12 protein-coding genes are annotated in these 12,473 nt (G+C 58.2%); 4 read left to right on the top strand and 8 right to left on the bottom strand.

The features are described 5' to 3' along the window. The first annotated feature begins 134 nt into the window (after positions 1-134). Together AC6H1L_RS15750 and AC6H1L_RS15745 are read left to right on the top strand one after the other, a co-directional pair. Complete coding sequence (locus AC6H1L_RS15750; RefSeq protein ID WP_497598436.1) at positions 135-1,124, top strand: hypothetical protein; 990 nt, start codon at positions 135-137, stop codon at positions 1,122-1,124. Positions 1,125-1,279: 155 nt separating this feature from the next. Continuing rightward, entirely contained in the window at positions 1,280-1,840 is a 561-nt protein-coding gene (locus AC6H1L_RS15745) for an NYN domain-containing protein (protein ID WP_497598435.1), read from the top strand. A gap of 207 nt (positions 1,841-2,047) precedes the next feature. Here AC6H1L_RS15745 and AC6H1L_RS15740 read toward each other — a convergent pair whose 3' ends face one another. From AC6H1L_RS15740 to AC6H1L_RS15725, 4 genes are all read right to left on the bottom strand, one after another. Next, positions 2,048-2,845 carry a polyprenol monophosphomannose synthase gene (locus AC6H1L_RS15740; RefSeq protein ID WP_497598434.1) on the bottom strand — a complete coding sequence of 266 codons (798 nt, stop codon included), beginning with the start codon at positions 2,843-2,845 and terminating at the stop codon, positions 2,048-2,050. A 7-nt stretch (positions 2,846-2,852) separates the two neighbouring features. Further along, positions 2,853-3,950: a lysylphosphatidylglycerol synthase transmembrane domain-containing protein gene (locus AC6H1L_RS15735; protein ID WP_497598433.1), complete on the bottom strand. Its 1,098-nt coding sequence runs from the start codon at positions 3,948-3,950 to the stop codon at positions 2,853-2,855. A 21-nt stretch (positions 3,951-3,971) separates the two neighbouring features. Continuing rightward, positions 3,972-5,015, bottom strand: coding sequence for a decaprenyl-phosphate phosphoribosyltransferase (locus AC6H1L_RS15730; RefSeq protein ID WP_497598432.1), 1,044 nt, complete (start codon positions 5,013-5,015; stop codon positions 3,972-3,974). 330 nt (positions 5,016-5,345) lie between these two features. Next, positions 5,346-6,032, bottom strand: a complete 687-nt coding sequence (locus tag AC6H1L_RS15725; protein WP_497598431.1) for a Crp/Fnr family transcriptional regulator — start codon at positions 6,030-6,032, stop codon at positions 5,346-5,348. 514 nt (positions 6,033-6,546) lie between these two features. Between AC6H1L_RS15725 and AC6H1L_RS15720 the strand changes: the two genes are divergently transcribed. Further along, positions 6,547-7,578 (top strand): P-loop NTPase, encoded by a 1,032-nt coding sequence (locus AC6H1L_RS15720; RefSeq protein WP_497598430.1) that lies wholly within the window; start codon positions 6,547-6,549, stop codon positions 7,576-7,578. Between the two features lie 344 nt (positions 7,579-7,922). On the opposite strand, the gene pheA is transcribed toward AC6H1L_RS15720, so the two are convergent. The 4 genes from pheA to AC6H1L_RS15700 all read right to left on the bottom strand — a co-directional run bounded on the left by pheA (position 7,923) and on the right by AC6H1L_RS15700 (position 11,074). After that, complete coding sequence (gene pheA / locus AC6H1L_RS15715) at positions 7,923-8,870, bottom strand: prephenate dehydratase (protein WP_497598429.1); 948 nt, start codon at positions 8,868-8,870, stop codon at positions 7,923-7,925. A gap of 247 nt (positions 8,871-9,117) precedes the next feature. Next, complete coding sequence (locus AC6H1L_RS15710; protein WP_497598428.1) at positions 9,118-9,498, bottom strand: DUF983 domain-containing protein; 381 nt, start codon at positions 9,496-9,498, stop codon at positions 9,118-9,120. A 292-nt stretch (positions 9,499-9,790) separates the two neighbouring features. After that, complete coding sequence (locus AC6H1L_RS15705) at positions 9,791-9,982, bottom strand: hypothetical protein (protein WP_497598427.1); 192 nt, start codon at positions 9,980-9,982, stop codon at positions 9,791-9,793. A gap of 270 nt (positions 9,983-10,252) precedes the next feature. Next, positions 10,253-11,074, bottom strand: coding sequence for a cytidylate kinase-like family protein (locus tag AC6H1L_RS15700; protein ID WP_497598426.1), 822 nt, complete (start codon positions 11,072-11,074; stop codon positions 10,253-10,255). Positions 11,075-11,464: 390 nt separating this feature from the next. On the opposite strand from AC6H1L_RS15700, the gene AC6H1L_RS15695 reads away from it, so the two are divergent. Next, on the top strand, positions 11,465-12,391 hold the full coding sequence (locus AC6H1L_RS15695; RefSeq protein ID WP_322480893.1) for a LysR family transcriptional regulator: 927 nt from the start codon (positions 11,465-11,467) through the stop codon (positions 12,389-12,391). Positions 12,392-12,473 lie beyond the last annotated feature (82 nt).

Here is a 12,473-nt window from a genome sequence, read left to right as displayed (position 1 = left end):
ATACTCTCTACAGGAGAGAGCGAACCAGCTCCCTATGCTATTGACCGCTCGCCTAGCCGGCCCGGCTGACGGCGACAGGCAGCGGCGCGCGCGGCAGCGTTGTAGATCAACCTGGACGGAGAAGGCAGATCGCCATGAATGACGGCTTCCCAGAATCAGGCCAGCATCCACAGCCACAGGACCTGCAAGGCCATTATCGCAGCGTGCGACGCATCTACCGTCCACCGGCGATCGAGGATAAGACGGTGACCTGCAGCACCTGCGGGGCTATCTTTGCTCCCTCACACCTGCACCCAGAGCTACGCCTAGCCAGCCCAGCAGTCCTAGAGGCCGCCCTGATGAGCATGTCTCACTTTTGCTTCCGCTGCCGCCGTGCTGCCTGCCCCGAATGCTGGGACCATGTGCACCGTATCTGCGGAGCCTGCGTCTTTGAGCTTGGTCTCCCTTTCCGTCGTGAGGTTCCCCCGCTGGAAGGCACCCTCTTCGCTCCCCCCCCACCAGCGCCGGCCTTCTCCGCTTTGCCCATGCCGCCCGAGACATGCACCTGCCAGACCGCTGATGTAGCCCCCTCACCCGAGCCTCTACTCACCTGCATCCAGGCTGGCCGCTTTCGCGCAGTCAGTGTCCCCTCGCCTTTCATCGCAGCCATTGAAACAGTCGAAATGCAGAGCGTACTCCCCTCACCAAGCTCTGACGCCAATACACCGGCAGCATCTCCCTCTCCCACTGCCACCCTGGCAAATAGCGCAGCGCTTTCCGCCTCCGAGAGCGTCTCACCCCCCCTCTTGCCCGCTTCGTCCTCGCCGACCGCTCCAGCCGCCCAGCAGACAGCGCCTGCCCACAACGCTCCTCTCCCACCGCAGACCAGCTCCCAGGTACAGCCGAGAGCTGACCAGGCCCAGCTAAGTCCCACCACTGCAGCCAAAGAGACCTATCAGCCAAGAGCGAGAACTCTACCCCCCTGGCTTTCTCTGCCTTTGCTGACGCTCCTCACTCTCGCCCTGACAGCCACCCTTCTCGCCGAACTGTCGCCGTCCTTTAATGCCCTGGTGCTGAGAGTGACCCACATAGATATCCGCGAGGCTATTCATCTCTTCCTCCAGTGGGTACAATGGTTTCACTGAACGTGAAAGTGAGAGCACCAGCCAGGGGGAAAGCGAGCGCAAGCCAAATAATACCCCTCCTCTTCTCCACCTCACCTCAGTGGCCGGTGACTGATCACCATGCGCTATTGTTTATACATGTATTGATATATGGTATGATGAGAGGACTGTGAGCAATGGGACAGCACATCCTTGTCGATGGCTACAATGTAATTCGACGTAATCCCCAGTTTCGTGCCGCCTTGACCCAAAGCCTGGAAAGCGCCCGTGAGCTGCTGATCACCCAGCTTGTCCACCGCTATCGTCATACCCCCTACCACGTTACAGTCGTTTTCGATGGCACCGGCAAGCATGAGCAGCACCTCTACGAGCGCCGCATCCACATTATTTACTCGCGACAAGGCGAAAACGCTGATCAGGTCATCGCCCGTCTGGCCCGTGAGGCCCGCGCCGCCGGACACGAGGTTCAGCTTTTCAGCGACGATAGCGAAGTGCGTCAGTCAGTAACCCGTCAGGGTGGCCAGGCCACCTCCACCCACGGGCTGGCTGCAGCCTTGAATGCCCCCCCACGCCGACTAGCCCAACGCTTCGCTCACCAGATCCGCATGCGCGCTCTCTATGGACTAGACCCGGCCTTCAAGCTGGAAGACTACGAGGACGCAGAAGCCATCCTTTACGGGCAGCGCTCGTCTCAGCGTCGCCGGCAACGAGGGGCACAGAAAAGAAAACGCTACTGAAGCAGCCTCCTGTTTGATTGCTCACCTCAACGGTATCATAGTCCGGCTACTTCAGTAGCGCCAGGGGTGTCTAGCTCTTGCCAAATCACCCCACCCCTCAGCATGATGACAGCCACAACCTGCCTGCCAGTTGGCTACTTGCTCTCTCAGCACGCCTCCCTAGAAGACAGGCTAGAGAGCAAGTTATACCACGGCTGGCTTGCGGGATCAACGTGAGGTCCCAGGAACACGCTCGCGCGCCTCGCTCTCAGCGGCTCCCCCCACCAGCGCCGTTTCACGCCGCACCGGCGGCGGCAGTTGGGGCTTACGGCCAAAACGGGTGCGCAGCACAAAGAGAAAGCCTTCTAAGACGATGGCCTTCGACATCTTCGATTGGCCCACACGCCGATCTTCAAAGACGATGGGCGTCTCGACAATGCGAAAACCCTGACGCCAGACCCGATAGACCAGCTCGACCTGGAAGGCATAGCCTCGCGAACGAATCGAGTCGAGATCGATGCTTTCAAGAACCTCACGCCGGTAACAGCGATAGCCAGCAGTGCAATCGCGTACCGGTAGGCCAAGAAGGGTGCGAGCGAAAATATTGCCCCCCCCACTAATCAAGCGCCGCAAGAAAGGCCAATTAGGCGTAGCCCCCCCCTTGATGTAGCGAGAGCCTATCACCAGGTCAGCCTCCTCGATGAGGCGCAGAAAATCAGGCAGATAGCGCGGATCATGTGAAAAATCCGCATCCATTTCAAAAGCGGCCTGATAGCCATGCTCCAGGGCATACTTGAAGCCAGTGATGTAAGCAGTGCCCAGCCCTAGCTTCCCTGGACGATGCAAGACATGCACGCGCGCATCCTCCCTGGCCAACTCCTCGGCCAGCTCTCCCGTGCCATCGGGCGAATGATCGTCCACAATGAGCACGTCCGTTTCCGGCGCATAGCGAAAGATCTCCCTGATCAGGGGACGCAGGTTATCTCTCTCGTTGTAGGTAGGAATGATGATGAGCGTTTTCATCATGGGTTGCTCACTCTCCGTTGCTTAGAGGTGCCGATGCCCGGGATAGTCTGTAGCTTCCATCGGCTTCAGACTGTCTTGTCCCAGAATCCAGAATTGTTGAAAAATACATCTTTCCTTCCTCATAAGGCTCCGGCGCAAAAAGTTTCTTATATTGAGTAAGACGCAAAATGAGAAATGCAATAACACCGAGCGCCAGGCCAAACCACAGCGTGCAGAAACGGATAAGCAGCGTTGCGGCACCACCAATGACAGCGGAAGGAGAAACTAACAGGCGGATCAGGCCAAGCAGGCTACCATCGGCCGTGCCTAATCCGCCAGGTAGCCCAGAGGCCGACCCCACCAGCGAGGAGACAGCCAGAATAAAGGTGGCCTTGAGCAAGAGCTCAGGCGACGCCGGCAACCCCAGGCCAAGAAAGACAAAATAGAGCGCCAGACACTCTCCCGACCAGGAGAGAAAGCCGATGGCAATCGCCAACAGGAGAGGGCGCCAGCGGAGCAGTGTATAGGCGCTCTCATAGAAAGCGCGCAGCGGCTGCGCCAGACGCGAGAGCACAGGAAGCCGTTCCCCAGCAGCGAGCACCTTTAATGAGAGCGGGCGATGCTGAATCAGTAAGATCACCCCTAAGCCCACCACAAGCAGACTCAGCAACACTTCCCAGCCAAAGCGATAGAAAACCAGACCCGTGGCCGCCAGCAAGAGCATCGCCAGCCCATCTGAGAGCCGCTCGGCCATAATGATCGGAGCAGTCCGGCTGATCGGTTCTCCCGTCGAACGCTTGAGGAGATATGATTTGAGCAGCTCCCCCACCTTCCCCGGCGTAATGGCCATCGATAGCCCAGACAGAAAGATCAGAAAGCTCGTCAGGCGCGGCAGGCGAATCTGCAAACGCTGGAGGTAGTACTGCCACTTGAAAAAGCGGAAACAATAATTAAAGAGCGTCAGAGAGAGAATCAAGGGCAGGAAGGACCAGCGGAAACTCGCAAGCGCCAGCAGCATGCGCGGGAAGTCTGCATAGAGACCAATGGCCACGAGGACAACGAAAGCCAGGGCTAGCGAAAACACTAAGCCTGTGCGCACAGTCCGGAAGCGGCTCGCAGTCAACATAGGCCGATGATCCTCCTCTTGCTAAGACGGGAGCACGTAGAGCACCACAAAGATCACAGCAGCGCATAGAACGACCGCCGCCAGGGTATGGCGGTCACGCAGCAGTATTTCCTCGGGGCTGCCTCCCTCCATACGCATATAGACCAGGTAAAGATAACGGAAAAGTCCGTAGAGCACCAGAGGAATAGTGACCATGAGATGATGGTCCCCCGTTGGCCCCTGGAAGGTATAGAGACTATACGCCATGACGGTCGCAGCAGCGGTAATCGTGATCATCTGGTCCAACAGGGGCAGACTGTATTCCTTCAGAATCTGTCGGTGAGTACTGGCCTCACCCTGCAGTAATACCAACTCGTGCCGACGTTTGTTGAGAGCCAGAAAGAGCGAGAGCAGAATCGTTACAAGGTAGAGCCAGGGAGAGATCACAACCGAGATCACTACTGCTCCCGCTAAAATACGTAATAGAAAACCACTAGCGATAATAAAGACATCTAATAAAACGACATGCTTGAGCCGCAGACTGTAGAGGACCATCAGAACTACATAGGTCGCTAGCACAAGAGCGAAGAGCAGATCACCCCCACCCAGGGAGCTGTAAGGCAGATGCTGACCACCCAGCGGAATGGCGAAAATAGCCAGCGTGAGCAGCGCCGCCCCACCCAGTAAACAGCCCATCGCCACCACAGCCCACGAGATCGGCAAACGGCCCGAGGCCAAAGGTCGATTACGCTTGCGGGGATGACGCCGGTCGTTCTCCAGATCAAGCAGATCGTTTAATAAATAGATAAAACTTGAGACAAGACAGAATGCTATAAAAGCCAGTAGTGCATGGATCAGCGGAGTAACTTCTAAGAGGCGCCTGGCGAAGAGAATGCCAACAAAGACGGCCAGATTCTTGGTCCATTGGCGCGGACGCAGGGCCTGCAGCATCGCCCCAAGACGGGCTTTGAAGGTCCTGGCCTCCGTCACCGCCTTTGTCTCTCCCCCTACTTCGCCGCTGACCACTGTCACGCTTTGCTCGACCGGCTGCGATTGCTCCCTTTGATCAGTCAACGCTTCGTTCAATGGTCAAACGCTCCCTTCACTGCCTTCAAACTGCACAATCCTCCAGGGCGGACTACCCTGACCTTTGTGTGAAGACGAGTAGCGGGGAAGGGGAGTAACAGACGTGGCAGGAAGTCCGGCCCTTGCCCTGACCTCGTTCGCCAACCGTCAGCTGACCCTGTCCTTGGGCCTCCTTCAGCAAGAGCCGACAGGCGAGAAGGCACAAACTCCCTGGCTACCCGGGTCCCAGAGAAGCACCCAGATGAGGCAGGGGAGGGAGAGAGGGAAAATTCAGTCCGTTCAGCCGTGCCCGGCTAGCCCGGCTCGCTGATACGCTCTCCAGCCCCTTCACTAATAAATGCGCTCTTTCAACTCGGCTGGCCGTCGGAGCGTAATCCGATGGCGATCGGTTGAGATGTAACCCTTGGCGGAAAAATATCCTAGCACCTTGTTGACGCTCTCGCGCGAGGCTCCAACCATCGAGGCCAGGTTTTGCTGAGTGAGCCGGATATCTATGCGGACACCGTCCTCTGTCGGCACTCCATGCAGCTCAGCCAGCTCCAGCAGTTTCTTGGCCACTCGCCCGGGAACGTCCAGGGAGATGAGGTCTTCGATCATCTTATCGGTATTTCGCAGACGCCGCGAGAGCGACTCTAACATATGGATGGCAATGCGCGGATTCTTGAGTAGGGCGCGGTGAAAGTCGTCGCGCTGCAAGGCATAGCACTCGACGCGCTCCAGAGCTACTGCATCTGCCGACCGCGGTAAGCCATCCAGCAGAGCAAATTCTCCGAAATATTCTCCTTTGCCAAAGATGACGAGTGAGATCTCCTGACCCTCCGGGCTGCTAATTGAAATCTTGACTTTGCCTTCCTTGATGATGTAAAGTACCTGCCCTGGGTCATCACGGTGAAAGATCACTTCGCCGGAGCGAAAGGTGCGCTTTTTGGCAACTGCCATTAATTCGCGGAGATCATCGTCGGGGAGTTCAGCAAAGCTCGATACTTGCTTCAGATAGAGCATTTCATCTGTCGACATAAGATAGTCCCCTCCTGGCCGCAGGCAGCGGGATCGGCGACGGCCTTCTCAAACGAGCAAGCAAGTAGCGATACGCGTCGCGAGCGAGCCAGCCAGCTTCTTTCAGCGCTAGCCAGGGTGCCCTTTCTCGTCTCATCACGACTCCTTTGCTCACCAGGCTGCCAGTTCTGGCCTGGCTGCACCCTCCGCGGCCATGATAGCATACTGGCTTGAGCTGCGCAATGTCGCTACGTGGCTTTTCGCCCTACGGGTCCCTGCTACTCACGGCTCTCCGTGCGCTCGGCCCAGCCGGGCCAGGGGCAGACTCTGCCTCAGGCTACCCGGCCTCTGGCCTCGACGGGGGTCGAGCATAGCCAGAGCCGGCATCCCTGTGCTATAATACTTAGTGCACAAGTCGGAATTAAGTGCGAGAGCCACTTTGCGCAACCGACATAGACAAGAGAGAAAGACCACGCCGGCCTGTTCGGTCTGATGCGACAGGGCAGGTCGACGAGAGGATGGGGTATCAGCTGATATGGCGGAGCTTATTACTGCCGATATGGTAATTCATGATGTGGTAACCAAGCACCCGGAGACTGTGAAGGTCTTCCACGGGTACGGGTTGCCCTGCACGGCGTGCGCGGTCGGTTCCCGCGAGAGCATCGCTGGTGGCGCGCGCACCCATCGTCTGCCTCCCGAGAAGCTGGACTTATTGCTCAAGGATCTCAATGCCGCCATTAAGGGAGAGCCGATCTCTGTCGCTCCCAAAAAGGCGCCTGTTGGCCGCGGTATCCCGCTGACGATGGCTTCCGGGAGTGGGCGCAAGATCAAGCACGTGATCGCAGTGATGAGCGGCAAAGGGGGCGTTGGCAAATCGCTGGTCACCGGGCTGCTGGCGGTCTCTCTGCGACGTCAGGGCCAGCGGGTCGGCGTGCTCGATGCCGATATTACTGGGCCTAGTATGGCGCGAATGTTCGGCTTGAACGCCAAGCCGACGATGCTGCCAGATAATCGCATCCGGCCAGTGGAGAGCCGCGGTGGCATCAAGGTGATCTCGATGAATATGTTCCTCGGGGAGGAGAGCGACCCGGTAATCTGGCGCGGGCCAATGGTGGCCAAGGCGATCCAGCAATTCTACAGCGATGTCGAGTGGGACCTTCTCGATTTCTTGCTGGTAGACTTGCCGCCCGGAACCTCCGATGCGCCTTTGACTGTGATGCAGGCCGTGGTTCCCGATGGGGTCATCATCGTCTCTTCGCCGCAGCTCCTGGCGACGATGGTGGTTAAGAAGTGCATTAATATGGTGCGTCATCTGAAGGGGACCATCATCGGCGTGGTTGAAAATATGGCCTACTTCGAGACGCCCTCGGGTGAACGCTACGAGATCTTCGGCCCTAGCCAGGGCGCCGAGCTGGTCGCTATCACTGGGGCCCCTCTGCTAGCGCAATTACCGATTGATCCCCAGGTCGCCGCCCTCTGCGATGCAGGTCGTATTGAAGAGTATGAATCGCCAGCCTACCAGCTATTGGCCGAGAATTTCCTGAATACGCTGAAGATTAAGCGCTAAGGATCACCTGCCGAGGCCCCTCGAGCGCCCTGGTCTGGTCGCTAGCAACTCACCAGCAGGTGAGCTTTGTTCCCTCTGCTCGTTTTGCGTTTGCGGCGCTTCCGCCATGCCCCAGCATAGGAGAGCAGAGGGGAAAGAAGAGTAAGGAGAGCGGGGACACAGCGGACGTTAGTCAGTGAGCAAAGCCCAGCTCGGTCGAAACCTTACGCTGTGTCCCCCCTCTGTCTGCTTGGGTTGCCTCCTGACACCCTCGCCTGCTAGCTCTCCTGGACCGGTACGTAGCGAGCGCTAGGGAGGCCTCTTCTTCTGTTCGTTGTGACAGGATAAGCCAACCGCAGGCCAGGCTAAATCTGGCGCGGGAAGGAACCCAGGACCTTGCAAAAGGTGGTATACTGCGCTAGATCAGCCAGAGCGCTCCGCACCGGTGGATCATCACGGTGCCCCTCGAAATCAAGATAGAACACATATTCCCAGATGCGCTGGCGTGAGGGACGCGATTCCAGCTTGAGCAGGTTGATGCCCCGCTCGGCGAGCACCCCCAGGCACCGATAGAGCGCCCCAGGCTGATGAGGTGTCGCCATGACGATCATGGTCTTGGCCGGTCCCTCTCGGCGTGGCGCCGGGTCACGTCCCAAGGCGATAAAGCGCGTGTGGTTATCCTTGATGGTCTGAATGCCCTCGGCCAGTATCTGTAGCCCATAGAGATCCGCAGCCGCTGCTCCGGCAACGGCTGCCACGCCGCGTAGATTCTGCTCCCGGATCATTTTGGCGCTGCCGGCAGTATCGTAACTCGCAACGACCTCTACTCCTAGCTCCCGCAAAAAAGCTTCGCTCTGCGCCAGGGCCTGTGGATGAGAAATGACGCGCTTGATATCACTGAGCTGCTGCCCAGGTAAACAGAGCAGACAGTGGTTTACCGGCAGGCTGATCTCTCCAATGACAAATAGGTCGTGCTGGCGCAGGAGATCATAGACCTCATTAATGCTGCCAGCCTGCGAATTTTCTACCGGTACGAGACCATAGTCAACGGCGCCAGAAGCAACGGCATGAAAGACATCCGCAAAACTGCGATAGGGCTGTGGCTCGCTTGCGGGGCCAAAATAAGCTCTGACTGCTTCTTCACCAAAGGCGCCCCGCTCGCCCTGAAAGGCTACACGAAGAGCAATTGCCCTGGCGGCACTAGTCACCGTTGACTTTCCTTGCTCTTCGCCTCCGGCTGGCCTTGAGACCCCCAGCGAGGCCGGTTCCTCTAACGGTGAATGGTCCTGCTGATGCTCTAGCGATTGTACCATCAAAGATACCTTGCTCCTCACATATACAGTTGCTCTCGATTTTCTCAATTCCCGCTTTCGCTGTCAAGAGGAGAGATCGACACTGGCCGAGACAGGTACCTCAGTGTAATGCAAGGAGAGGGCTGGGCCGGCATCGCGCTCTCTATCGCTCAGACGGCGCCCCTCTGTTGGCAAAACGGGGAAACCTTCCTCAGCCAGTGGGCAAGTAGTCGCGCCTCTGATGCCCTCTGCCGCTCTCACCCTGGCGCTACTCAGGGAAAAAGATACGCTCGTTGGTCACAGGATGGATGAGGTGATCAAAGGCCATCCAAAAGCTTTTGGTGTGCCGGTAAAAGATCAGAGGGAAGATGATGGGCATAGTCATGCCCCAGATGAGCAGTGGAATAAAGGGGACGCTGGTATTGACCGCCAGCGGGATTGTGATCGCGGTAATGAGCAGCTCGCTCAGCACCAGGTTGACGGCCATTGCACCAGTATAGTAGCCCGGCTCACGCTCGTATTCGAAATTGCAGGCAGGACAACGCTCGTAGGTTTTGAAGAACCCAGAGTAGAGCTTGCCCTCACCGCACACTGGACAGCGCAGCAATAAGGCTCGAATGAATAAAACACGCGCCCGTTTCCATGTCATTGGCTCGACACCTTCTCAGACAAAGACACGCACTCCGCACCGCCTTCGTGCCGCCGCCCCAGCGCAAGCAGAGCTGAGCCACTTGCTTGAACGGGAGCGGGAGCGCTTGCGGGCCGCCCGGCAGGACCCCGCCACGCCAGCGCTGACAAGGTCCCTCTCCGCAGCTGAGCCCAGGCCTACTACCTGGCCTCTGATCGCTCGCTCTGTCCAAGCAGCTCCCCCGGCCTTGGCTCATGCTGCGCCTTGGGCGAAGGCCAGCTCGCTCCAAGTGCGCTCCCCGCCGATTGCGCTCCTACTGCTGGATACTATAGTGATTCTTATGATAGTAGACCATCCCTTTGCCGATCACCTTCACCGGCTGCAGCTCCTTCAGCATGATCGGCTCACCGCACTTCGCGCAAATGCGGCTCGTCAGATGGTTGATTTCCTCACGATTCGCCAGCGACGCACGGGCCGTCTTGGACAGCTCACCCTTGTGCGGCATGCTCACTACACCCCTTTCATCTGAAAGATATTCATAAGAGCAGATTTGGCTCTATCTGCCGTCATGGCTTGCGCCTTGCAGCATCTTCAGGAGTATCTCCAGGCGGAAGCGGCCGCCTCGTGTCTCGCAGTCTCGTTCTCCATCCTGTCGTGGTTGGCCAGGTGGAGCGTTATTACGGCACAGCACAGAAACAGCAGAAAAAGGACCTGGCTCCGCCTGCTTTCGCTACAGTATACCATAGGGCGGCCTGGGCTGTCCAATCACTCACGACTAGAGGGATGAGAGATCAGTTTCTGGCTCGCTGGTGATCACAGCCAGCGCCTGACAGATGAGGTCGGCAGCCTGCGCGAAGGAGAAGAGGCCCGTATTGATGAGGAGGTGATAGAGGCCCGGCTGCTGGCCATCGCTTCCATAGTAACGGCGCAGATAGGCGGTGTACTCGTAGTCACGCTGTTCGATCAACTCACGCGCGCGGCGCTGATCAACCCGCAGCGCGCTCATGACGCGGGCAATGCGCTGCGATAGCGGGGCGAAAATCGCTACGTGGAGTGTGCGAGGGGCGTGCTGGAGCAAGAACTGGGAGCCACGGCCCACAATGACAACATTGCCTTGCGTGGCCATCTCTAAAATGACCTTCTGGGTCAGATGCAGATAGGCAATCTCGTCATGTTGCTGCGCCGCTTGGCTCGTCTGGCCCAGCAAGCCAGCATAGTTGAAAGTGAAGGGCTGGCTGGAGCGCACTGCCTCAAGAATTTGCGCGGCCACACCGGCAGTGTATTCATCAAGGCGTCTGGCTTCGCGCACATCTACCCCCAGACGACGGGCCACCTCGGTGATGATCTGACGATCGAGATAGCGCAGCCCTCTGCGGCGAGCTACCAGGCGCCCCACTTCGCTACCACCACTGCCTAGCTGACGCGTGATCGTGACGACCACGGTTCCTCGTGGGGGAATCCCCGAGGGGAGTTCTCCACTCCAGGCGCGTTCCTCTAGTAGACGCGTTGGGCTGCTTCCCCCCTCCACGGCTAGAGAGCGCTCTTCCGCTCGCTCTGCTGCTCGCCCGCCGGCCTGCTCCTCGCTCTCGCTGTTCATGCTCTCACTCCCTGGCCCTGGGACCGCGCTGGCTGGCCCCAGCCTTTGTCTGGCCGCTCATCAGTGAAAGATGCTGCTCTACAACGGTGCTGCCCGCTTGTTCTCTGCCACCCCTCCGCTTCTCTCCTCGTTCTCATGGTATACTGAGAACAGTGCCAGGCGCAAGGGTTAATCCGGTCGGGAGGGCCGGTTTAGCGCTTTCCCCTCGGTGGCCTGCTCTGTCGGCTCTCCTTGTTAGCTCGCCTCTTGCCGTTTTCCGCTCGCTTGCCGAGGCCAGCTCTTTTCTTCTAAGATAATAAATAAACAACAAAGGGCAAGCATCTGTGTATCTATATTTTCTGCACCTGTCACCTATTTTGTAGAATTTCCATTTCCTTGCCAGGAGACCCCATGCGCACGCTCAATCTGCATCAGCTCGCAACGTTCCAAGTGGTCGCCAAACATTGTAGCTTCGTTCGTGCCGCTGAGGAACTCCATTTCAGCCAACCTGCCGTCTCTGCCCAGATTCGTCAACTTGAAGAGAGTCTAGGCGTCAAGCTCTTCGATCAGATTGGGCGCAAGACTCATCTGACGCAGGCCGGCGAGGAGCTGTATCTCTACAGCCAGAAGATTTTCTCTGTGATCGAGGAGGCTCTAGAGGTGATCGAGTCGCTGCGCAGCCCCCACTATGGGCGGCTCAGCGTGGCTGCTGATACGACGGTCGGCTCTTATGTCATTCCGCGCCTGCTTGGCAAGTTCCATCAGATGTATCCCGAGGTAGAGATTACCTTGAACGTGCTCAACCGCGCTGCCGTGGTGGAGGCGCTGGCCAACAATCGCATTGACATTGCCGTGGTCGGGCGGGTACCTGACGATATCCCGGTGGTCATCGAACCGTTTGCCTTTAACGAGCTAGTATTAGTTGCGGCCCCAACGCATCGGCTCGCAGGGCGCAGCAAGGTGCCATTCGAGGAGGTAACGCGCGAGACGTTCCTACTGCGTGAAGTCGGCTCGGGCACGCGCGCCGCCTTAGAGGGTCTCTTTCAGGAGGCCGGCGTCCCTCTGAAGGTGGCCATGCAGGTAGGGAATAACAGTGCCATTAAGCAGGGCGTGGCCGCCGGTTTGGGAATCGCCCTGATCTCGCGAGTGGCCATCGATATGGAGCTGGAGACGGGCCGCCTGGTCATTCTCGATGTCGAGGGCTTCCCGATTATTCGTCAGTGGCGCATTGTGCACCTGAAGGATAAGAACCTGTCTGCTACAGCGCGCGCTTTTAAGCTCTTTCTCTTGCAGCATGCCGATAAGCGGCTGCGCAAGCAGGAACCCCCTCGCTCCTAGCGCCGACCGCTGCGTGTTTGCCTGGTCGTCTGATCTGCTGCCGTCTGCTAGAGAGCGAGCGCCGGTTTGGCTCCGTGGAGCC

Source organism: Thermogemmatispora argillosa (assembly GCF_059696725.1).
The sequence above is the reverse complement of the archived record's forward strand: the minus strand, read 5'-3'. Positions and strand labels throughout refer to the sequence as shown.

Excerpts from the sequence above, each read along its gene's own strand:
- AC6H1L_RS15705 (WP_497598427.1), bottom strand. The coding sequence starts at position 9,982 with ATGCCGCACAAGGGTGAGCTGTCCAAGACGGCCCGTGCGTCGCTGGCG.
- AC6H1L_RS15750 (WP_497598436.1), top strand. The coding sequence starts at position 135 with ATGAATGACGGCTTCCCAGAATCAGGCCAGCATCCACAGCCACAGGAC.
- AC6H1L_RS15695 (WP_322480893.1), top strand. The coding sequence starts at position 11,465 with ATGCGCACGCTCAATCTGCATCAGCTCGCAACGTTCCAAGTGGTCGCC.
- AC6H1L_RS15720 (WP_497598430.1), top strand. The coding sequence starts at position 6,547 with ATGGCGGAGCTTATTACTGCCGATATGGTAATTCATGATGTGGTAACC.
- pheA (WP_497598429.1), bottom strand. The coding sequence starts at position 8,870 with ATGGTACAATCGCTAGAGCATCAGCAGGACCATTCACCGTTAGAGGAA.
- AC6H1L_RS15735 (WP_497598433.1), bottom strand. The coding sequence starts at position 3,950 with ATGTTGACTGCGAGCCGCTTCCGGACTGTGCGCACAGGCTTAGTGTTT.
- AC6H1L_RS15700 (WP_497598426.1), bottom strand. The coding sequence starts at position 11,074 with ATGAACAGCGAGAGCGAGGAGCAGGCCGGCGGGCGAGCAGCAGAGCGA.
- AC6H1L_RS15740 (WP_497598434.1), bottom strand. The coding sequence starts at position 2,845 with ATGATGAAAACGCTCATCATCATTCCTACCTACAACGAGAGAGATAAC.
- AC6H1L_RS15745 (WP_497598435.1), top strand. The coding sequence starts at position 1,280 with ATGGGACAGCACATCCTTGTCGATGGCTACAATGTAATTCGACGTAAT.
- AC6H1L_RS15710 (WP_497598428.1), bottom strand. The coding sequence starts at position 9,498 with ATGACATGGAAACGGGCGCGTGTTTTATTCATTCGAGCCTTATTGCTG.
- AC6H1L_RS15725 (WP_497598431.1), bottom strand. The coding sequence starts at position 6,032 with ATGTCGACAGATGAAATGCTCTATCTGAAGCAAGTATCGAGCTTTGCT.